Origin of the sequence: Paratractidigestivibacter faecalis (genome assembly GCF_003416765.1) — a bacterium.
Classification (GTDB): domain Bacteria; phylum Actinomycetota; class Coriobacteriia; order Coriobacteriales; family Atopobiaceae; genus Paratractidigestivibacter; species Paratractidigestivibacter faecalis.
Genome location: NZ_QSNG01000001.1, coordinates 21,727 through 40,369 on the forward strand (window position 1 = coordinate 21,727; position 18,643 = coordinate 40,369).

The 18,643-nt window shown below is 65.2% G+C and carries 16 protein-coding genes; 8 read left to right on the plus strand and 8 right to left on the minus strand.

Annotated features, from left to right (window positions below; genetic code table 11):
* Positions 1-22: 22 nt before the first annotated feature.
* The 4 genes from DXV50_RS00095 to DXV50_RS00110 all read left to right on the plus strand — a co-directional run bounded on the left by DXV50_RS00095 (position 23) and on the right by DXV50_RS00110 (position 5,605).
* Complete coding sequence (locus tag DXV50_RS00095) at positions 23-640, plus strand: DAK2 domain-containing protein (protein ID WP_117204218.1); 618 nt, start codon at positions 23-25, stop codon at positions 638-640.
* Positions 640-1,548 carry a damage-control phosphatase ARMT1 family protein gene (locus DXV50_RS00100; RefSeq protein WP_117204219.1) on the plus strand — a complete coding sequence of 303 codons (909 nt, stop codon included), beginning with the start codon at positions 640-642 and terminating at the stop codon, positions 1,546-1,548. The genes DXV50_RS00095 and DXV50_RS00100 overlap by 1 nt, the downstream gene beginning before the upstream one ends.
* Positions 1,549-1,670: 122 nt before the next feature.
* Positions 1,671-4,433, plus strand: a complete 2,763-nt coding sequence (locus DXV50_RS00105) for a glycoside hydrolase family 3 protein (RefSeq protein WP_198666355.1) — start codon at positions 1,671-1,673, stop codon at positions 4,431-4,433.
* A 161-nt stretch (positions 4,434-4,594) separates the two neighbouring features.
* The gene (locus DXV50_RS00110) at positions 4,595-5,605 is read left to right on the plus strand and encodes a DUF5692 family protein (protein ID WP_117204221.1); all 1,011 of its coding nucleotides are present in this window, start codon (positions 4,595-4,597) and stop codon (positions 5,603-5,605) included.
* Positions 5,606-5,865: 260 nt separating this feature from the next.
* Here the strand turns inward: DXV50_RS00110 and pyrE are convergent, their stop codons facing one another.
* Positions 5,866-6,528 carry an orotate phosphoribosyltransferase gene (gene pyrE, locus DXV50_RS00115; protein WP_117204222.1) on the minus strand — a complete coding sequence of 221 codons (663 nt, stop codon included), beginning with the start codon at positions 6,526-6,528 and terminating at the stop codon, positions 5,866-5,868.
* 252 nt (positions 6,529-6,780) lie between these two features.
* On the opposite strand from pyrE, the gene asnS reads away from it, so the two are divergent.
* Entirely contained in the window at positions 6,781-8,190 is a 1,410-nt protein-coding gene (gene asnS, locus DXV50_RS00120; RefSeq protein ID WP_117204223.1) for an asparagine--tRNA ligase, read from the plus strand.
* 125 nt (positions 8,191-8,315) lie between these two features.
* Here asnS and DXV50_RS00125 read toward each other — a convergent pair whose 3' ends face one another.
* Positions 8,316-9,137, minus strand: a complete 822-nt coding sequence (locus DXV50_RS00125; RefSeq protein WP_117204224.1) for an HAD family hydrolase — start codon at positions 9,135-9,137, stop codon at positions 8,316-8,318.
* A 93-nt stretch (positions 9,138-9,230) separates the two neighbouring features.
* Here DXV50_RS00125 and DXV50_RS00130 point away from each other — a divergent pair, with 93 nt between their 5' ends.
* Positions 9,231-9,515, plus strand: coding sequence for a type II toxin-antitoxin system RelB/DinJ family antitoxin (locus DXV50_RS00130; RefSeq protein WP_117204225.1), 285 nt, complete (start codon positions 9,231-9,233; stop codon positions 9,513-9,515).
* Positions 9,508-9,981 (plus strand): type II toxin-antitoxin system VapC family toxin, encoded by a 474-nt coding sequence (locus DXV50_RS00135; RefSeq protein ID WP_117204226.1) that lies wholly within the window; start codon positions 9,508-9,510, stop codon positions 9,979-9,981. Before DXV50_RS00130 ends, DXV50_RS00135 begins: the two co-directional genes overlap by 8 nt.
* On the opposite strand, the gene DXV50_RS00140 is transcribed toward DXV50_RS00135, so the two are convergent.
* The 5 genes from DXV50_RS00140 to DXV50_RS00160 form a co-directional block, all read right to left on the minus strand.
* Positions 9,978-12,461 (minus strand): DEAD/DEAH box helicase, encoded by a 2,484-nt coding sequence (locus tag DXV50_RS00140; RefSeq protein WP_117204227.1) that lies wholly within the window; start codon positions 12,459-12,461, stop codon positions 9,978-9,980. The two genes, DXV50_RS00135 and DXV50_RS00140, sit on opposite strands and share 4 nt — an antisense overlap.
* Entirely contained in the window at positions 12,448-12,645 is a 198-nt protein-coding gene (locus DXV50_RS00145; RefSeq protein ID WP_117204228.1) for a hypothetical protein, read from the minus strand. The genes DXV50_RS00140 and DXV50_RS00145 overlap by 14 nt, the downstream gene beginning before the upstream one ends.
* Before the next feature lie 15 nt (positions 12,646-12,660).
* Positions 12,661-13,992, minus strand: coding sequence for an ATP-binding protein (locus tag DXV50_RS00150; RefSeq protein WP_117204229.1), 1,332 nt, complete (start codon positions 13,990-13,992; stop codon positions 12,661-12,663).
* A 272-nt stretch (positions 13,993-14,264) separates the two neighbouring features.
* Entirely contained in the window at positions 14,265-15,884 is a 1,620-nt protein-coding gene (locus DXV50_RS00155) for a TerB N-terminal domain-containing protein (RefSeq protein ID WP_232817400.1), read from the minus strand.
* Positions 15,881-16,624 carry a DUF554 domain-containing protein gene (locus DXV50_RS00160; protein ID WP_198666356.1) on the minus strand — a complete coding sequence of 248 codons (744 nt, stop codon included), beginning with the start codon at positions 16,622-16,624 and terminating at the stop codon, positions 15,881-15,883. The genes DXV50_RS00155 and DXV50_RS00160 overlap by 4 nt, the downstream gene beginning before the upstream one ends.
* A 68-nt stretch (positions 16,625-16,692) precedes the next feature.
* On the opposite strand from DXV50_RS00160, the gene DXV50_RS00165 reads away from it, so the two are divergent.
* Positions 16,693-17,469, plus strand: a complete 777-nt coding sequence (locus tag DXV50_RS00165; RefSeq protein WP_117204230.1) for a spermidine synthase — start codon at positions 16,693-16,695, stop codon at positions 17,467-17,469.
* 6 nt (positions 17,470-17,475) lie between these two features.
* Here DXV50_RS00165 and DXV50_RS00170 read toward each other — a convergent pair whose 3' ends face one another.
* Positions 17,476-18,444, minus strand: a complete 969-nt coding sequence (locus DXV50_RS00170) for a hypothetical protein (protein WP_198666357.1) — start codon at positions 18,442-18,444, stop codon at positions 17,476-17,478.
* Positions 18,445-18,643: the final 199 nt, after the last annotated feature.

Sequence of the window (18,643 nt, forward strand, 5' to 3'; positions counted from 1 at the left end):
CTGGTGATAAGGAGATAACAGCATGTCCTATGGCATCAATGACGCAAAGGCCCTCATCGCCCGCGTCAGCGACATCATCGAGGCTCACAAGGACGAGCTCAACGAGCTGGACGGCCGTTCCGGCGACGGCGATCTGGGAATGAGCGTCGCGCTTGGCCTGGCGGCGACCAAGGCCTCCGCAGAGGCCTTCGAGGGCGACGACATGGGCAAGATGCTTGCCATGGCCGCCATGGCTTGCAACCGCGAGGCTCCCTCCACGATGGGAACCCTCGTCTCCAGCGGCATCATGGCCGTGGGCAAGGCGTTCAAGGGCAAGAACGAGGTCGAGAAGGCCGACGTCGTCGCCATCCCCAGGACCTTCGCTGACGCCATCGCCGCCCGCGGCGGCGCCAAGCTGGGCGACAAGACCATCCTGGACGCCCTCTATCCCATGGCGGACGTCCTCGAGGAGCGCGTCGCCGCAGGTGACGAGCTTGGCGTTGCGATGGGTGCCGCCGCTGCCAAGGCCCGCGAGGCCGCCGAGGCCACCTCTGGCATCCAGGCCTCGGTCGGCCGCGCCAAGTGGCTTGGCGAGCGCGCCGCGGCAAATCCTGACGGCGGGGCCATCCTGTGCGCCGTCGTGGCCGAGGGGCTGGCCTAGTGGCCGCTTCGGCCAAGTCGAGCCAGCTCTACGCCAAGGAGCTGGGGCCTGATTGCATCGCCTGCCTGTGCAGGCAGTATCTGAGCGCAGCGCCTGGGGACGCCCCCTGGGAGCTGCGCTCCGCGTATATGCGCCGGGCGCTCTCGGCCATATCCGAGGGCTCTCGCGAGCTGACTGCGCCGGAAATCGGCCACAAGCTAGACGGCCTCCTGAGGGAGCAATTTGGGGTCGAGGAGGACCGAACAGAGGAGAAGCTCCGGCTGAACGAGCTCGTCATGGGCTGGGAGGACGACCTTTGGCGCAAGGTGGTGGCCGCGAAAGACCCCGTAGCCCTGGCTGCCCGTCTTGCCGCCTGCGGCAATTACGTCGACTTCAGCGTCCAAGAGAGCGTCGAGGAGGACGTGCTGGCCCGCTTTCTCGAGAGGGCTGGCGCCGACGAGGGGCAAGGCGACCCCTTCTCGGCGCTCTCGGAGGCTCTTCTCGAGGCCAGAAGCGCGGTGCTTCTTGCCGACAACTGCGGCGAGGTCGTGCTGGACAAGATGCTGCTGAGGGCGGTCAAGAGGTCGAACCCAGTGTGTGAGGCCACGGTCATCGTGCGAGACGGGCGGGTCTCCGGCGACGTCACCCTTGCGGACGCCGCGCAGGTGGGGTTGGGCGAGGTGGCTCGCGTGGTCTCAAACGGCAATGACGTGGCGGGGACGTGCGAGAGGCTTCTCTCGGGCGAGGCTCGCCAGGTGCTGGTCGCGACGGACGTCGTGGTCTCGAAGGGACTCGCCAACTTCGAGACGCTTCGTGGCCGGCGGGTGGGCAACGCGAGGACCTTCTTCCTTTTCATGGTCAAGTGCGAGCTCTACGCGCGAGAGTTCGGTGCGAGCCTGGGTGACGTCATGGCCGTACGGGGAGTGTGATTCCCAGGCGCTTGGCCGGCGCGGCGGCAGGTCGGGCTCGGCCTGGTGCACCTCGTGCCGGGCACGCGACCGAGGCCATTCTTGCCCCCATCATGGAACCAACCGTTACAAGGAGGGGTTTCATGGGAAGAAGCGTCACCAGGCGAGAAGCGCTCGCGCTTGCGGGGCTCGGTGCCATTGCGGGAGCGGCCGGCTGCAGCGCCGGCGAGCCCGCCACAGACGAGAAGGACGGGGCCACCGAGGTGGCCTCCATCGAGGAGATTGGCGACACCTCCGGGTGGGACGCCTCCTTCTACCAGCCTGCGTACGCGAGCGTGGAGGAGGCGCGCGTCGCTGCCGAGGCCGTTGCCGAGGAGGTCGAGGCGGGCGGCATCGTGCTGCTGCGCAACGAGGGCGGCACGCTGCCACTGGCCTCGGGGGCGCGCGTCTCGCTTCTGGGGCGCGGCGCGGCGGACCCCGTCTACGACGGCACGGGTGCGGCGTTCATTGACCTCACGCACGCCGTCGACCTGCGCAGCGCATGCGTGGCGGCCGGGCTTTCCGTCAACGATGCGGCCTTTGACTTCCTGGCGGCGGAGGCGCCCAACCGCCCGCGCGCGGCCATCGGCACGCTCGACGCGCCGGAGACCGTCTCGTACTACCTCGGCGAGATTCCCTGGTCGGCATACCCGCAGGACGTGCGCCAGAGCATGGAGGGCACCGTCGGCGTGGTGGTGATCGGCCGTCCCTCGGGCGAGGGCGCCGACCTCAGCCAGGACCTGCTGGGCAGCCTTGAGTCGGGGGTCTCGCAGACCTTCCTGCCCAACGACGAGACGACAAACTACGTGCCGGGCCAGCACCAGCTCGAGCTCTGCGCGGAGGAGCTGGAGCTTCTGGCCGAGGTCAAGGCCCGCTGCCAGAAGCTCGTGGTGCTGCTCAACGTGGCCACCACCATGGAGGTGGGGCCCCTCGTGGAGCCGGGCGGCCCGTGCGAGGCGGACGCCATCCTGGAGATTGGCTTTCCGGGCGAGAGTGGCCTCTGTGCCGTGGCGCGCGCCCTTGCTGGCGAGGTCAACCCCTCTGGGCGCACGTGCGACCTGTGGGCGGCCGACCTCTCGGCCACGCCGAGCTTCAACAACTTTGGCGACAACACCTACACGGACGTGACCGACTACTACACCTCAATTGGCTCGGGCGCCCACTTTGTGGAGTACGCCGAGGGCATCTACGTTGGCTACCGCTACTACGAGACCGCGGCGGCAGAGGCCGCGGCGGGCAACTACCCGGGCTTTGACTACGACGCGGCGGTGACCTTCCCGTTTGGCTTCGGCCTCTCGTACACGAGCTTCAAGAGGGAGCTCCTGGACGTGACGCACGAGGGGGAGGACCTTCTCGCCAAGGTGCGCGTGACCAACGAGGGCCAGGTCGCGGGCCGTGACGTGGCCGAGCTCTATGCCACGGCGCCCGCGAGGCAGGGCGTGGAGAAGAGCGCGGCCGTCCTGGTGGCGTTTGCCAAGACCGACGAGCTGGAGCCCGGCGAGGCGGCCGAGCTGGAGCTGCGCTGCTGCGAGCGCGACCTTGCCAGCTGGGACGTGTCTGCCGGCTGCTGGGTGCTTGACGCGGGAAGCTACGCCATCAGCCTGAGGAGCGACTCCCACACCGTCATCGACCAGCGCGAGCTCTCCCTTGGCGAGAAGCGCTTCCAGACGGACTCCGCCACGGGCAATCCCGTCAAGAACCGCTTTGACGACGTGACGGACTACATGGACGCCTACGTCACGCAGCTGAGTCGCGCCGACTTTGCGGGCACCTTCCCGGCGCCGGCGCGGGACAAGACGGCTGCCTCGGTGGGCCTTGTGCTCAAGGAGTACGACGTCGCGGAGCACGTAGACCCCTCCGACGAGATGCCCCTCACGCGCGAGAAGAACGGCATCAGCCTCTCTGACCTGCGCGGACGTCCCATGGACGACCCGCTGTGGGAGAAGCTGCTGGACCAGCTCGGCACCAACGTGATGACCATCATCCTGAACAACCATAACCACGGCACCGACTCCGTTGACTCGGTGGGCAAGCCCAGGACCTTTGAGGGCGATGGCCCGGCGGGCATTGGCATCTTCGTCGACGATGGCGGGCACTGCGGGTTCCCGAGCGAGTATGCCGTGGCGCAGAGCTGGGACCGCGACCTCGTGCGCAGGATGGGCGAGGCCATGGCCGACGAGATGCTGGTCACGGGCATGAACGGCTGGCACGCGCCGGCCATGAACACGCACCGCAGCCCCTTTGGCGGACGCGACTTCGAGTACTACTCGGAGGACCCGCTGCTTGCCGGCGCGCTGGGCACGGCCATGGTAGAGGCGGTCTTCTCGCGCGGGATCTACGCGCAGATGAAGCACTTCTGCCTGAACGACCAGGACACCAACCGCAGCGCGCACCTGCTGACGTGGGCAAGCGAGCAGGCCATCAGGGAGATTTACGCCAGGCCCTTTGAGATCGTGGTCAAGAACGCCCGGGGCAGCATCGACTACCTGGACGACCAGACGGGCGAGCGCAAGACCCGTGGCATGAGCGCCGCCATCGCGGTGATGAGCTCCTACAACTACGTTGGCTCCACGTGGGCCGGCGGCAGCAAGGCGCTCTGCACGGAGTTGCTGCGCGACGAGTGGGGCTTTGAGGGGCACGTGGTGTCCGACTGGTCGCTCTACGACTACACCAACAAGAACCAGGCGTTCTACGCGGGGACCGACGTCAACCTCACTACCACGCTGACGACGGGCCAGATGCAGGATGCGGAGAGCGCCACGGCGGTCAAGGCCATGAGGCGCTGCATGCACCACTACCTGTACTCCATTGCCAACTCCAACGCCATGAACGGCAAGCCGCCCACCGTCCGCGTGACGTACAGGTAGCAACGCCGCCCGGCGAGAAGCACGCACTTCTCGCCGGGCGCTTTTTGACGTCACGTCAAATTCATGCTTGCATCACATTCTCTTCACAAATATGATGGTACGGGTTCATTGGTGCTGGTGGGGGAGCCAGCAGTCGCAAGCAAGGAGAGAGGGTACGAAGCATGCTGTTTGACGTCTGGGGTTCCAACACCCTCACGCACTGGCTCGGCTGGGCCATGGTCTTTGTGGGGCTCATCGTCCTCAACGAGGTCGGCCGCAGGACCAAGGTCGGCGCGGCCATCATCTTTGGCGTGGCCCCGCTTGCCATGACCATCTACTGCGCCGCCATTGCCTTTGGCGTGGCCAACGGCCAGGAGTGGGCGCTCACCAACCCCACCCACATCTACCAGAACAGCTGGTTCCACTACGCCAAGGTGTACGCGGCGCTGGCCGGCTGCTGGGGCTTCATCGCCATCAAGTACCAGTGGGGCAAGATCGGCAAGGCCCGCTGGTTCCGCGCCTACCCGTTCCTCATCGTGGCCATCAACATCATGATCGCCGTCGTCTCCGACTTTGAGAGCGCCTACCACTTCTTTGCCCTGGGCGAGACCACGTGGGTGACCTCCGAGGGCGCCATTCAGCTCGCTGGCTGGAACAACGTGTTCAACGGCATTGCCGGCATCATCAACATCTTCTGCATGACCGGCTGGTGGAGCGTCTACGCCTCCGAGGACCAGAGCGACATGCTGTGGCCCGACATGACCTGGGTCTACATCATTGCCTATGACATCTGGAACTTCTGCTACACCTACAACTGCCTGCCCACCCACTCCTGGTTCTGCGGCTTTGCCCTGCTGCTGGCCCCGACCGTGGCGGCCTTCTGCTGGAACAAGGGCGGCTGGATTCAGAACCGCGCCTTCACGCTGGCCATCTGGTGCATGTTTGCCCAGGTCTTCCCGTACTTCCAGGAGGAGAGCATCTTTGTGACGCACTCCACCCTCAACCCCACGTCCGCTCTCGTGGTCTCCATCCTGGCCCTGGTGGCAAACGTGGCCGCGATCGTCTTCATTGCCTACCGCGCCAAGAAGCTCGGCCGCAACCCCTACAAGCAGGACGTCTTCGAGGGAACCAGCGACTGGGAGAAGGCAACCGCCCGCCGCTCCAAGATCGACTACGCCACCCAGGAGCAGTAAGCCCTCTTGCCCTGGTTCTTTAGCCACTAAAGAAATGGCCCCGCTGGCTGCTCGCAGCCAGCGGGGCCTAACTACTTTTGTAGGCAGAACAGGTTCGTTGGGACGCTTGACCTGGAGGAACGTGCCCCTCCAACCTGAAAGGCCCCGCGGGTTTCTCATCGGCGACTTCCGCAGCCGCGCCCTTTGCGGCGAGGACTGAGCCGAGGAGAAACCCGCGGGGCCGTGCCTTACAGGCTGAACGAGAAGAACGCCCTTCTCGCCTACTTCACGCCGTACTGCGCGTAGTACTCGTCGATGGCGGCGTGCAGCTCGGGCGTGATGAGGCTTCCGTCAAGCGCCTCGACGACCTCCTCCATGGAGACGATGGAGGCCACCGGGAAGCCGTACTTCTCCTGGATCTCCTGCTGGGCGGTCACCTTGCCGCCCTTGCCGACCTCCATGCGGTTGAGGCTGACGATGAGGCCCTTGACCTCGACGTCTGCCGCCGCCATGACCTTGGGGTAGGTCTCGTCGATGGACTTGCCGGAGGTGGTGACGTCCTCGACCATGACCACGCGGTCGCCATCGGTCAGCTGGTAGCCCAGCAGGTTGCCCTTGTCGGCGCCGTGGTCCTTGGCCTCCTTGCGGTCGGAGCAGTACTTGACCTCCTTGTCGTAGAGGTCGTGGAAGGCGACGGCGGTGACCACGGACAGGGGGATGCCCTTGTAGGCGGGCCCGAAGAGGACGTCAAAGTCCGTGCCAAAGTTGTCGTGGATGGCGCGGGCGTAGAACTCGCCGAGCTTCTTGAGCTGGTAGCCGGTGACGTAGGCGCCAGCGTTCATGAAGAACGGGGACTTACGGCCGCTCTTGAGCGTAAACTCGCCAAACTTGAGGACGTTGCTCTCGACCATGAAGTCAATGAACTCGCGCTTGTAGTCTTCCATGGGGCTCCTTTCGAGGCGCGGGGGCGCGTGGTTGCCACCGCACGATCTGTCGCGTGCCTGTGTCGAGGCAATTCTAGCGGGTTGGCTGGGGCTTCCGCGGTACGATGCCCGACCGTTTGCCAGTTGGTCACGACCGGGTTTGGCCGCGTGTTGCCGCTTGCGGTACAGTTAACAGGTTGAACAGTGGGTTTGGCCGCGCGGGCGCGCGCTTTGCGCGGGCGGGCGGCCGTTTGTCTGCAAGGGAGAAGTCCCATGGACCGCAAGACCATCGCCAGCCTGTACGCCGACGCCACCGAGCTCGGCGGCCAGACCGTCACCGTCGCCGGATGGGTCCGTTCCATCCGCGACATGAAGAACTTCGGCTTCGTCACGCTCAACGACGGCAGCTGCTTCAAGGACCTGCAGGTAGTCGTCAATCGCGAGAACCTCGGCGACGCCGTCTACGACGACGTCATCGCGCAGTCCGTGGGAGCGGCGCTCTCCTTCGAGGGCGTGCTCGAGCTCACGCCCGACCGTCCGCAGCCGTTTGAGCTGCAGGCCAAGTCCTACGTGGTGGAGGGTGCCTCCGCCCCCGACTACCCCATGCAGAAGAAGCGTCAGACCCGCGAGTTCCTGCGCACCCAGCAGCACCTGCGCAGCCGTACCAACCTCTTCCGCGCCGTCTTTCGCGTGCGCAGCGTGGCCGCCTTCGCCATCCACCAGTTCTTCCAGGAGCGCGGCTTTGTGTACGTCAACACGCCGATCATCACGGCCTCCGACGCCGAGGGCGCTGGCGAGATGTTCCGCGTGACCACGCTCGACCTGGACAACCTGCCCAAGACCAAGGACGGGCGCGTCGACTACAGCCAGGACTTCTTTGGCAAGCCCACCAACCTCACCGTCTCCGGCCAGCTCCAGGCCGAGAACTTTGCCCTCTCCTTTGGCGACGTCTACACCTTCGGCCCCACCTTCCGCGCCGAGAACTCCAACACGCGCCGTCACGCCGCGGAGTTCTGGATGGTCGAGCCGGAGCTTGCCTTCTGCGACCTCGAGGGCGACATGGAGTGCGCCGAGGACATGCTCAAGTACGCCATCAACTACGTCATGGACAAGTGCCCCGACGAGATGGAGTTCTTCAACAAGTTCGTGGACAAGGGTCTCATCGAGCGCCTGCATCACGTGGCGAGCAGCGACTTTGCGCGCGTGACCTACACCGAGGCCGTGAAGATCCTCGAGGAGGCCCAGACCGCGGGCAAGGAGTTTGAGTACCCGGTGAGCTGGGGCTGCGACCTGCAGACCGAGCACGAGCGTTTCCTCACCGAGGAGCACTTCAAGCGCCCGACCTTTGTGACCGACTACCCGGCGGCCATCAAGGCCTTCTACATGCGCCTGAACGACGACGGCAAGACCGTCGCCGCGGCCGACTGCCTGGTGCCCGGCATCGGAGAGATCATTGGCGGCTCCCAGCGCGAGGAGCGCCTGGACGTGCTGGAGGGGCGCATCAAGGAGCTGGGCATGGACCCGGAGCAGTACAAGTACTACCTTGACCTGCGCCGTTATGGCGGCTGCAAGCACGCCGGCTTTGGCCTGGGCTTCGAGCGCCTGGTCATGTACCTCACGGGCGTGGACAACATCCGCGACGTCCTGCCGCATCCGCGCACCGTGGGCAACGCGGACTTCTAAGAGGCGGGGCTTGTGACCCTGATCTGACTGACTTGGGCGGCGAGAAGAGAGGTCTTCTCGCCGCCCTTTTTAGTGCGGAACGGGGTGCGTGGGGCCTGAGCTGGATCCGGCCTGGCTGGGCCGGCCTAGGCCAGGAGGTCCTCGATGAACTGAGCCACGGCGTCCTCCTCGCAGGGCCCAATGTGTTGACGGGCGGCACCCCTTGCCTCGGGCGATGCGTTGGCCACGGCGTAGGAGTTGGGGATGGCCTCGAGCATGGTGAGGTCGTTCTCGGAGTCCCCGAAGTAGGCGACCTCCTCCGGCGTGATGCCCATGGCGTCGAGGAGGGCCGGCAACGCGCTTGCCTTGGTCCAGCCGCGCTCGATGACGTCCAGGAAGAAGGGCGCCGGCTGGGGGAAGGCCAGGTCAGGACATGTGCTTTCTGCAATGCGCCGCAGGTCATCGATGGCGTTGAAGCGCGTGTCCACAAAGATGCCGGCGGAGATGACGGCCCCGTCTGAGGGGAGCTCCCCTGCGGGGGTGATGGCCTGCCGGGCGCCGGCGATGTTGGCGCGGGCGGTCTCGTCACCTGCGGCGACGCCCAGCGCATAGCTGGTGGCGGACGAGAAGGGGTCCTCCGAGATCACGCTTGCCAGGGCAAAGCTGCCCTCAAAGGGAAGAAGCGCCTCGCCCAGGCGCATCACGGCGTCCTGGGGAAGCGACCTGCGCAAGATGAGCTCGCCGTTGAGAAACACCTGCTTGCCGTTGGCCATAATTCCCGTGGAGACGCACCTCTGGTCTCCGTAAAAGGCGGGGAGAAGCGCGGCGCGGTCTCGGCCGCTTGCGGGCCCAAAGTGGATGCCTGCCTGTTGAGCGGCGAGGACGGCCTCATGCGTGCGCTGACTGACGGTGACGGCGCCAAAGGGGAGCAGCGTGCCGTCCATGTCCGAGAGTATGAGCTTGATCATGGGCGGGGCCCGTTTCTGTTGGGGCGGTTTGGAGGCGCAAGTTCCATTGTAGACGGGTATACTCAGTATACGCGTCTACAAGAGAGGGGAACCATGGCAACTGCGGTGATTTCTGGTCGGGTCGACGAGCAGGTGAGGGAGTCGGCCGAGCGTTACATCCAGGCCGCCGGCCTGACCGTTGCGGACGTCATCAGGACGGTGTGGGAGAGAATTGCCAGGACGGGCGAGGTGCCCCGCGAAGAGGCGGTGGGGGAGCCGGCCGACGCCGCCTGGAACGACTTCATGGCCTTCCGAGATGAGATTTCTGGCGAGGCGTCTTGGCTCGACGCGCTCACTGAGCGCGAGGTAAGAGACCTGGTGGCGGCTCGCTATGAGTAGGTACTCTGGGCAGAGGGTCCTTATGGACACAAACGTGCTGCTAGATGCCTTGGACTCGCGAAGGCCGCAGTCCGAGGAGGCGTGCCGGGTCCTGAGGCATTGCAATGGCGGAGGAGCAACGGCGTACGTCTGCCCGATGTCCCTGAAGGACGTGTACTACGTGCTCGCCAAGGCGCACGGCGCCGAGGCCGCGCGGAGAGGGGTCGGCTACCTTATGGGCCTCGTCGTGATTGCGCCGATGGGACCCGAGGACTGCGACGTCTCGCTGCGCTCCGACGAGCCGGACTTTGAGGACGGGCTCGTACGTGCCTGCGCGGAGCTGAACGGGATTGACTTCATCTTAACAAGAGACGCCAAGGCGTTTGACCACTCCACCGTCAGGGCCGTCAACTGCGCCAAGTATCTCGAGATCTTTGCGGCGCGGGACGAGGCCGCAAGAGGGGCGGCCTTCGGAGTGAGACCCTAGTCCGCGGGGACAACCTGCGCGGGCTCGGCCCAGATGATGCCGCGCTCGTTGGCCCACTGGCGGACGCGTTCCTTCATGCCCGCTACGTCAAGGGTGCCCAGGGCAAAGCCCTTGCGGACAAGCTCCTCCGGCACGAGCTCGTCGTACTTCTCGAAGTAGGGGACCTCGGCGGGGTAGACCAGGTCCATGGGGTCTCCAAGCTCCGCGGCGGCGCCGGTCAGGATCTCAAAGAAGGCCTGCTCGGTCATGTCCTCGCGCATGACGAAGGCCATGAAGTAGGGGCGCGAGGAGTCCAGGCCCTTGAGACCGAGGTCCTTGGCACACCTGATCTTGAGGAGACGCTCCAGCGCGAGGAAGGCGTAGCTTCCCAGCCAGGGGAAGAGGCACCACATGTTGCCCCCAAGGCTCACGAGCGGCGACTTGGTGAGTCCGCCGTTCTTGGCGACGTGCCGGGCCTGGGCAAGGCGGGCCCGCGCCTGCGGCCGCAGGTAGGCGTAGGGGGTGGACTCCTCCAGCGCCTGGCGCATGCGCACGAGGACGCGCGTGTTGATGTCTCCGGCGCACTCGCCAAAGTAGGCGGGCACGCGCCCCTTTACCTGTGTGACGTAGAGCAGGCGCCGCTTGTGGTCGACCTCCTCCACAAGCCAGACGTGTCCCGCGATGGCGACCTTCTCGCCTGGTGGGGGAGGGGCGCAGAGGGTGCCGATCTCCTGCGAGTCGCAGCGGACGGTGTACTCCACGCTCTCCTGGAAGACGGCATAGAACTTGTAATTGTTTGTGACGCGCTCCCCGGCAAGCCCCACGATGAGGCCGCCGGTCTCCGTGGTCTCAACGTAGTCGTGCGCCAGAAGGTGGCGCAGCAGGATGCGAAAGTCGTCCGCGCTGATGCGGTGGAAGGGCGTGAGTGTGAGCACCCGCGTTGCCAGCTGCGGGGGCGTGAGCTCCCCCTCGGAGGCGAGAATGGCCAGGGTCTGGTGGCAGAGCAGGCTGTAGGGCAGGCGGTCCAGGCGCGCGGGCTCAACCCAGTGCTCCTCGCGGTAGAGCTGGACGAGGGCGATGCCCTGCAGGAGCTCCCAGGGGAGGGTCTCTGGCGTGAGGGCCCGCGGCTCGGGCTGTTCTTCTCGCATGACGAACCACATCTCAGGCGGGGCCTCGCGCCGGCCGGTGCGGCCCATGCGCTGAAGGAAGCCAGAGACGGTGAAGGGGGCGTTTATCTGGAAGGCACGTTCCAGGCGCCCCACGTCAATGCCGAGCTCGAGGGTTGCGGTGGCCACGATGCTGAGGTCCGCGGAGTCATCCCGCATGAGCTCCTCGGCGCTCTCCCTGATGCTGGCGGAGAGGTTGCCGTGGTGGATGAGGAAGCGGTCAGGCTCGTGGTTGACCTCGCAGTAGCGCCTGAGGGTGGTGGTGACCTCCTCGGCCTCCTCGCGCGAATTGGTGAAGACGAGGCACTTGCGACCGCGCGTGTGCTCAAAGACGTACCCGATGGCGGGGTCGGCGCCGTCGGGGGCGGTGTCGTCAAGTAGGTCATCGGGCTCGGGCATGTCTATCCCCGTGCTCAAACATTCTCGGCCTTCGGCCTGCGAAACTGCGCGCGGGAATAGACATGCCCGAGCCGTTGAGGCGGCATTTGACTCCCGGTCCTTGACTGCCGACCCCGCCGTCGGGTGCGGCTTCGGGCCGTCGATGGCAGGGGCGGGGCTCGGGGCCGCCTGGGTGGAGAGTACCTCTACCTCGGTTGGGGAGGTGCTGGCGAACGAGAGCTCGGTGGCTTGGGGGCCGGTTTGGAAGAAGTGCTCCATGGAGAGGCGCCAGGTGCGGGGCGGCTCCTCGACCTTGGGGATGACGGTGTTTCTGCCGGTGCCAGCCGCCAGGAAGCGGCCTACGGATTCCGGGTCTCCCATGGTGGCGGAGAGGCCTATGCGGCGCGGGTCGACGCCTGCCATGCGGGAGAGGCGCTCTATGAGGCAGATGGTCTGGCCGCCGCGGTCTCCGCGCAGCAGGGAGTGAACCTCGTCGATGACCACGTAGCGCAGGTTGCAGAAGAGGCTCGATATTGCGGCATGCCTGTGCATGAGCAGCGCCTCGAGGGACTCCGGCGTAATCTGCAGGATGCCCGAGGGATGCTTCATGAGCTTGGCCTTGTGACTGGCAGAGACGTCTCCGTGCCAGTGCCATACGGGAATGTCCGCGCGTGCGCAGAGGCCAGTCAGGCGATAGAACTGGTCGTTGATAAGGGCCTTGGTGGGGCCAACGTAGATGGCGCCCACGGATGCCGGTGGGTTCTCCCAGAACTCCGTCAGGATGGGAAAGAACGCGGCCTCCGTCTTGCCCGATGCGGTGGACGCACAGAGAAGGACGTGGTCGTCGCTGTTGAAGATGGCGTCTCCTGCGGCCACCTGGATGCCACGCAGCGAGTCCCAGCCGTTCTCGTAGATGAAGTCCTGAACAAAGGGTGCGTATCGGTCAAAGACGGACATGAGTGCTCCTATAGCCCCATGCCGCCGAGAAGCCCGCAAACTCGCCAAAGCCCTCGTTGGCATAGACGTAGATGCCACCCTTGAGCTCGGGGCGCACGGGTCCGAGTCCGTTGGAATCAGCGATGGAGTCCTCCGCGGCCTGGGCCGGAAGGTCCTTATCGCCGGAGCGAGGGGTTTGGTTCATGGATGACCGCCTTGGCTAGATGGTGAACTCTGCGAAGGACGGGTCAACGTCAGAGGAGCCCGGCTTTGAGCCATTGGCGTTGGAACCCGTCTCAACGGTAGCCGCAAGCTGCGCAAAGGCGTTAGGCTGTAGCAGTTCCGCAACGTCTGTGTCTGGGTTCTGATACATGATGTCCAGAAGCTCGATGAAGTCCCTGATGACCTCTCGCGGGGTGAGGTGGCTGTCGGCGCCCACGCGCCCGAACTCGACCTGCAGAAACCTCACCAGGTCATCGGTGGTGACCTTGCGCTCGTAACCAAAGTAGCCGGCGTGGATGTCTGCCAGCTTCTCTGCCAGGACGAGGAGCTCCTCGTAGGTGAGCGACTGTAGGTGGATGATGGGAGCGAGCATGTCCGTCATGTCCTCGCGGGCAAAGCGACCCTGGGTCAGGCGGCTGCGCAGGGCCTCGTAGCTAAAGACGCCGCGACGGCGGTCCTCTATGGACTGGGGCGTTCCTCCCATGATGATGCCCAAGTACTGCGCCTTGCCCTGGAGCGTGTCGTTGTACATGGTGAGAATCTTCTCGTAGTTGTTCTGGCGAGTGATGGAGTTGGGGATCTTGTACAGGTTGACCAGCTCGTCGATCATGACGAGCATGCCCTTGTAACCCGCACCCACCAGGAAGCGCGCCAGCAGCTTGACGTAGTCGTACCAGTCATCGTCAGTGATGATGGTGCCATTGCCCAGCTCCGACTTTGCCTCGGTCTTGGTGCGGTACTCTCCGCGCAGCCACTTGACCACGTGGGCAAGCTCCTCCTCGTCCTGCTCCAGGTAGGCCATGCGGTAGCGCCTGAGCATGCGGGTGAAGTCAAAGCCGTGGACCATCTCATCCAGCGGGGCGAGCTGCTCCCTCAGCAGGGAGGCCCCGTCCGCGCCAGCCTCCACCTGCTGCTGGACCGAGCTGACCCAGCGGTCGAGGATGAGGTTGAGCGCACCGCCCTCCGGACGGGTCTTGGTCGAGATGTTGCGGATGAGCTCGCGATAGGTGGCAAGCCCCTGGCCCTGGTTGCCCTGCAGGCGGCGCTCCGGGGAGAGATCCGCGTCTGCCACCACAAAGCCCTCGCCCATGGCGTGGGTGCGAATGGTCTGGAGCAGGAAGCTCTTGCCGGCGCCATAGCGGCCCACGAGGAAACGGAAGGACGCGCCGCCGCTCTCTATGAGGCCAAGGTCCGTGAGGAAGGCCTGTATCTCCTTCTCTCTGCCGACGGTGATGTAGGGCAGGCCGATGCGTGGCACGACGCCGCCCTTGAGCGAGTTGATGATGACGGCGGCGATGCGCTTGGGAACCCTGGGCTTCTGCTCTGCCATCTGACTGCTCTCCTTCCCGTCTGCGTGAAAGGCAATCCTAGCACAGCTGCGGGTCAATAACAAACAGACGTTCTATTTTTCTGCCGAATAGGGCCCGCATGGCGAGTGGGTCGCGGAGCGAGAAATCCAGTGCAGGCTTTGACCCTGCACTGGATGGGGCCTGCCAGAGCTGACCAGGGGTTTCTCGCCAGATGGGCAATCCAGTGCGGGGAGAAAAACGGCCCGAGGCCCGCACTGGATGCCCGGGCAAATCCAGTGCAGGCCTCGGGGCCCTACAGCGCGGCCCGGACGTCTTCGGCGTAGTCCTCCACCAGCTGCGGCTCGCCATCTGCCCCAAACTCGATGGCGGTGTCTCCCAGCAGGTGAAAGAGGGCCTCGTTGATTGCATCCACCATGAGGCCCACGTTGCCCGGACCGGCGTACTTCCTGCCGTCGAGAAGCGCCCGCAGCAGTGCGGTTTCATCCTCGGAGAGCCCCAGGTTGCTGACGTCATCGGCTTGCGCGGGAGCCTCCTGCTGAGCTTCCTCCGCTGCTGCCATGGACACCGCCTCCTGAGCCCCCTCGGCAGCGGAGTCCTCGCGCTCCTCGTCCACCAGAAGGGCCTCGCGCGTGACGGCCGCGGCGGAGCGGATGCCCGCCAGCTTGGAGAGGTCGATCTCAACGCGCCGGGGCGCCGCCGCCTGCTTCCAGCCCAGATAGGCCGCAATCTCGTCATCTATGATCTTGACCAGGTACTTTGCCTCGGCGTGGTCCTTGAGCGGGTGCGCGTAGCCAAGGGCCTGGCGCAGCTGTCGGTCCACGGCGCGCACGATCTGGCCCAGCTTGGCGCTGCGGGCGCCCCCGTCGTGGTAGGAGTCGCAGCTCCACAGGCCGTTCTTGCAGACGTAGCGCCTGGTGGGAGAGAGCTCGTAGACGCAGTCCTCGTGAAAGCCCGGCTCGTAGCGGACGGCGCTCGCGTACATGACGTGGCGCACGGCAAAGCGCAGGCCAAAGAGGGTCTCGGTGAGCCCCTGCGTGCGGCTGCCGCGGTAGTGGAGCGCCAGGCGAGAATAGACCGCCAGCAGCACGCGCGAGACGTCCTCCGGCCGCTCCTTGTAGAGGCGGCTCTCGTCCAGGCGGTAGCTTGAGAGCTGGCAGACGGACTGCGCGAACTCGCCGGCGTGGTCACCCATCGCGGCAAAGTCCGTGGGCTGGCGCCTGCGGCCCTTGGGAGGGGCTGCGGCCAGCGCGTCCTTCTCGGCGCGCTCCAGCACGGCTATGGCGGCGTCGTGCTCCAGGTGGGCGTAGGGGACGGCGAGCTCCGCCGGGAGGTCGTGCTCCACGACGTAGTCCACCAGCCACTCGGGCACGTAGCGGTCCATGCCGGGGTCAAACTGGCGGTACGTCTTCCAGAACGCCTCGATGGCGTCGAAGGCCTTGCGGCCGGGCTCCACGCCAATGCCCATGAGCAACTCGTAGAGGTAGACGTAGGCAAACGAGGCCGCCGTCTGCTCAACCTGCCCCGCGCGCACGCGTGCCCGCCACGTGAAGTAGCCGCGCAGCTGCCGGTCGGTCATGGTGCGGTACGTGGGGTAGTAGCTCTGGAACTGCCCGTGGTAGGGGCAGTTGTCCTCAAAGTCCTCCATGAGGCGGGCCTGCTCGTAGAAGAGGCGCGTCTCGGACCAGGTGCGGCCGCGCGGCGTGCGCTGCAGCTCGCGCATCTGGCCGATCTTTTGGGGCAGGTAGCTGTCCATCTGCGACCCGCGGCGGATGATGGGCTCGTCGGCGTACGTCTTGGTGGTGGAGAAGGCCTTTGAGCTGCGCAACCTTGGGTCGGAGAGAATCTGCTCAAGGAGCCGGTCTATGTCCATGCCGTTGGCGTAGATGTCGCCCTCGTCGCGCCAGCTGCTCATGCCACGGCCTGCGCTATCAGGGCGTAGACGACGGCGATAACCACGGAGGGCAGCATGTTGGCGGGCTTGAAGGTGCGCGGCCAGATGAGGTTCACGCCCACGCAGAAGACCAGCATGGAGCCGACGAGGCTCAGGTTTGCCAGCGCCGCATCGGTCATGATGGGGTGCAGAAGCGTCGCCAGCGCGGTCATGCTGCCCTGCAGCACGCCGACGGGCAGGGCGGAGAAGAGGCAGCCGCGGCCCATGGACGCCGCCATGGCGCAGACGATGATGGCGTCGAGCGCCCCCTTGAGCATGAGGGTGGAGTAGTCGCCCGCGAGGCCGTCCTGGATGGACCCCACTATGGCCATGGCGCCGATGCTCACGGTGAGGGAGGCCGTCACAAAGCCGTCCACAAAGCGCGCGTCCCCGGAGCTGCCGGTCTTCTCGCGCAGCCAGACGCCAAGGCCCTCAAAGCGGACGTCCAGGTCAAGGGCCTCTCCCACGACGGTGCCCACGGCCAGGCAGACCACCATCATCATGGTCCCGCCGCTGGTCAGGGCAATGGTGCCGTCCGCGGCCAGGCTTGCGGAGAGCATCTTCTCCAACGTGCCGGCAATGCCCACGAACATGACGGCCACGCCGCACGAGCGCAGGAGCGCCTGCTGGAGCCTCTGGGTGATGGCGCCGCGGCACAGAAGCCCCACCAGGCCTCCCGCCACGATGCATGCCACGTTGATGAGCGTTCCGAGTCCGACCACGCCGTTGCCCCCTTTGTTTTCGCAGGCTATGGTAACAAAGGGCCTGCGGGCAGCGTCGGGGGAGGGCCATGGCTGGTAAGAAGAACATGCGGGTTGCGGCGCTTGCTGCCGGTGCGGTCGCCGCCGGCGCGGCTGCGGCCGCCACATGCGCCCTGCGTCGCCTTGACCCGCACCCGCTGCGTGGCGGCGGCCTCGTCTACACCACCCGCGGCCCGCAGGGCGAGCCCGTGCGCGTGCTGCGCCGTGGCGGTGTCTTCCAGTCCGCCACCTACCTTGGCGAGAAGTGCCTGGAGCCCGTGTTTGAGTACTACCGCGCCTTTGGCGACGTGCTGGGGCGCGCTCCTGGGGCTCGCCGCGTCCTGGTGGTGGGCGGCGGTGGGTGCTCCTTTCCCAAGCTCGTGGCCCTGGAGCGTCCGTCTGCCTGCGTAGACGTGGTGGAGATAGACCCGTGCGTGGTCGACGCGGCCGGGCGCTGGTTCTATGTGGGCGAGGCGGCTCGACGCATGCGTGACAATGGCGGTGACCTGCGGCTTGTTTGCGCCGACGGCCGCGCGTTCCTGGACGCGGCGCCAACCGCCTCCTACGACATGATCGCGCTCGACGCGTTTGCCGGGGCCGCTCCCGTGGCCGCGCTCGCCGACGAGGGCTGCGCCCGCGCCTGCTGGCGCGCCCTGACGCCCGGCGGCGTCGTGGCCGCGAACGTGGTGACCCCAGCGGGCGACGCCGCCTTCCTCCGGGACCTCTGCTGCGTCTTCGAGGCCGTCTTCGGGCAGGTGGAACTTCTTCCCTGCGAGGACGACGCCTGGGGTGCCGACGACAACTACCTCGTGGTGGCCTGGCGGTAGGGCCGCCTAGACTGCAATGAATGAACTGATGTGGCTGTCGTCGAGGGAGGGTGTGAAAGCGAGCGAAAGACGCTCGCTCCATTGCCCATCAAGGGAGACAAGGTGCAGTCTGTCGCTGCTGTCTAGGACGCAGAGTTCGTTATTAATGATCTCGGCCTGCACTGCGTGATAGGGAAGCGTGCTCTCCGATTTGACTGACCATGTCTCATAGTCAAGGAGGGCGGCTTCCGTTCTGGTGGATGAGGTCTGGTGGATGTCGCCGTGAATGATGATCAAGCCATTGTCTATTGGGATTGTTTCGAGAATAGGCTTCTTAAGCTCGACAGTTTCAAGCGCTCTTGATGAGATGTCGTAGACTCCTAAGGTGCTTGACCTGTTGTTTTGGTTTGTTATGCTCGTCCAGCTCGGAATGAAGATTCTATCGTCGAAAATCCGTGGCCGAAATGCACAGTAGCCACAGGCATCAAGAGAAACGCATGAGATGGCGTTGAGGTCAAGGTCGTATATGTGAAGGCTTGACTGCACTGCTCCGTCGATGTCTTCCCATGCAAAAGCATACAGATTCGACGTATCTGAGATAATTGAATCAAGTATCAACTTGGAGAGGGTCAAGGACTGAACGTCTCCATTGGCAAGATTGACCTTGCTGATATGGGAGCTCAGATTTAGGTTCCCCCCAATGAAGGCATGGCCCTCTGCTGCGGCGATGCAATAGTTGTTGACAGCGTCAAGCGTATATTCCGTTACGCGGAAATCGTCAAGCTCAATCGAAAGGACGGTCTTGTCGTCGTTTCGTCCCGTTGGACCCGTTGGAGCAAGGAGCAGCTTTCCATCCATTACGGCGGGGCGAGAATAGTCTCCAACGGCTGCATGGTTGATTTCGGTAGACCCGAGGGCCTCCAGGTCGCTGTCTAGCCAGTGAATGAGGCTCGGGGCAACGTGGGGGCGCGTTTCAATCACTGCAAGCGCGGGCAATCGACTAGATGTTGCGTCTTGATCAGATTGCGAATCCCCGGAGCACCCAACCAACAGGCTCAAGGCAGCCAACCCAGCTCCGCAAATGAAATCCCGTCTTTTCATGGCTCCTCGCACTTGGGTCGAGGCGGGTCTTTGACCGTAGTGTACCCAGGAGCGAGTGGCGTCCCCACGCCCTTCTCGGCAAGAAATCTAAGCG

Excerpts from the sequence above, each read along its gene's own strand:
- DXV50_RS00095 (WP_117204218.1), top strand. The coding sequence starts at position 23 with ATGTCCTATGGCATCAATGACGCAAAGGCCCTCATCGCCCGCGTCAGC.
- DXV50_RS00105 (WP_198666355.1), top strand. The coding sequence starts at position 1,671 with ATGGGAAGAAGCGTCACCAGGCGAGAAGCGCTCGCGCTTGCGGGGCTC.
- DXV50_RS00110 (WP_117204221.1), top strand. The coding sequence starts at position 4,595 with ATGCTGTTTGACGTCTGGGGTTCCAACACCCTCACGCACTGGCTCGGC.
- pyrE (WP_117204222.1), bottom strand. The coding sequence starts at position 6,528 with ATGGAAGACTACAAGCGCGAGTTCATTGACTTCATGGTCGAGAGCAAC.
- asnS (WP_117204223.1), top strand. The coding sequence starts at position 6,781 with ATGGACCGCAAGACCATCGCCAGCCTGTACGCCGACGCCACCGAGCTC.
- DXV50_RS00125 (WP_117204224.1), bottom strand. The coding sequence starts at position 9,137 with ATGATCAAGCTCATACTCTCGGACATGGACGGCACGCTGCTCCCCTTT.
- DXV50_RS00130 (WP_117204225.1), top strand. The coding sequence starts at position 9,231 with ATGGCAACTGCGGTGATTTCTGGTCGGGTCGACGAGCAGGTGAGGGAG.
- DXV50_RS00135 (WP_117204226.1), top strand. The coding sequence starts at position 9,508 with ATGAGTAGGTACTCTGGGCAGAGGGTCCTTATGGACACAAACGTGCTG.
- DXV50_RS00140 (WP_117204227.1), bottom strand. The coding sequence starts at position 12,461 with ATGTCCGTCTTTGACCGATACGCACCCTTTGTTCAGGACTTCATCTAC.
- DXV50_RS00145 (WP_117204228.1), bottom strand. The coding sequence starts at position 12,645 with ATGAACCAAACCCCTCGCTCCGGCGATAAGGACCTTCCGGCCCAGGCC.
- DXV50_RS00150 (WP_117204229.1), bottom strand. The coding sequence starts at position 13,992 with ATGGCAGAGCAGAAGCCCAGGGTTCCCAAGCGCATCGCCGCCGTCATC.
- DXV50_RS00155 (WP_232817400.1), bottom strand. The coding sequence starts at position 15,884 with ATGAGCAGCTGGCGCGACGAGGGCGACATCTACGCCAACGGCATGGAC.
- DXV50_RS00165 (WP_117204230.1), top strand. The coding sequence starts at position 16,693 with ATGGCTGGTAAGAAGAACATGCGGGTTGCGGCGCTTGCTGCCGGTGCG.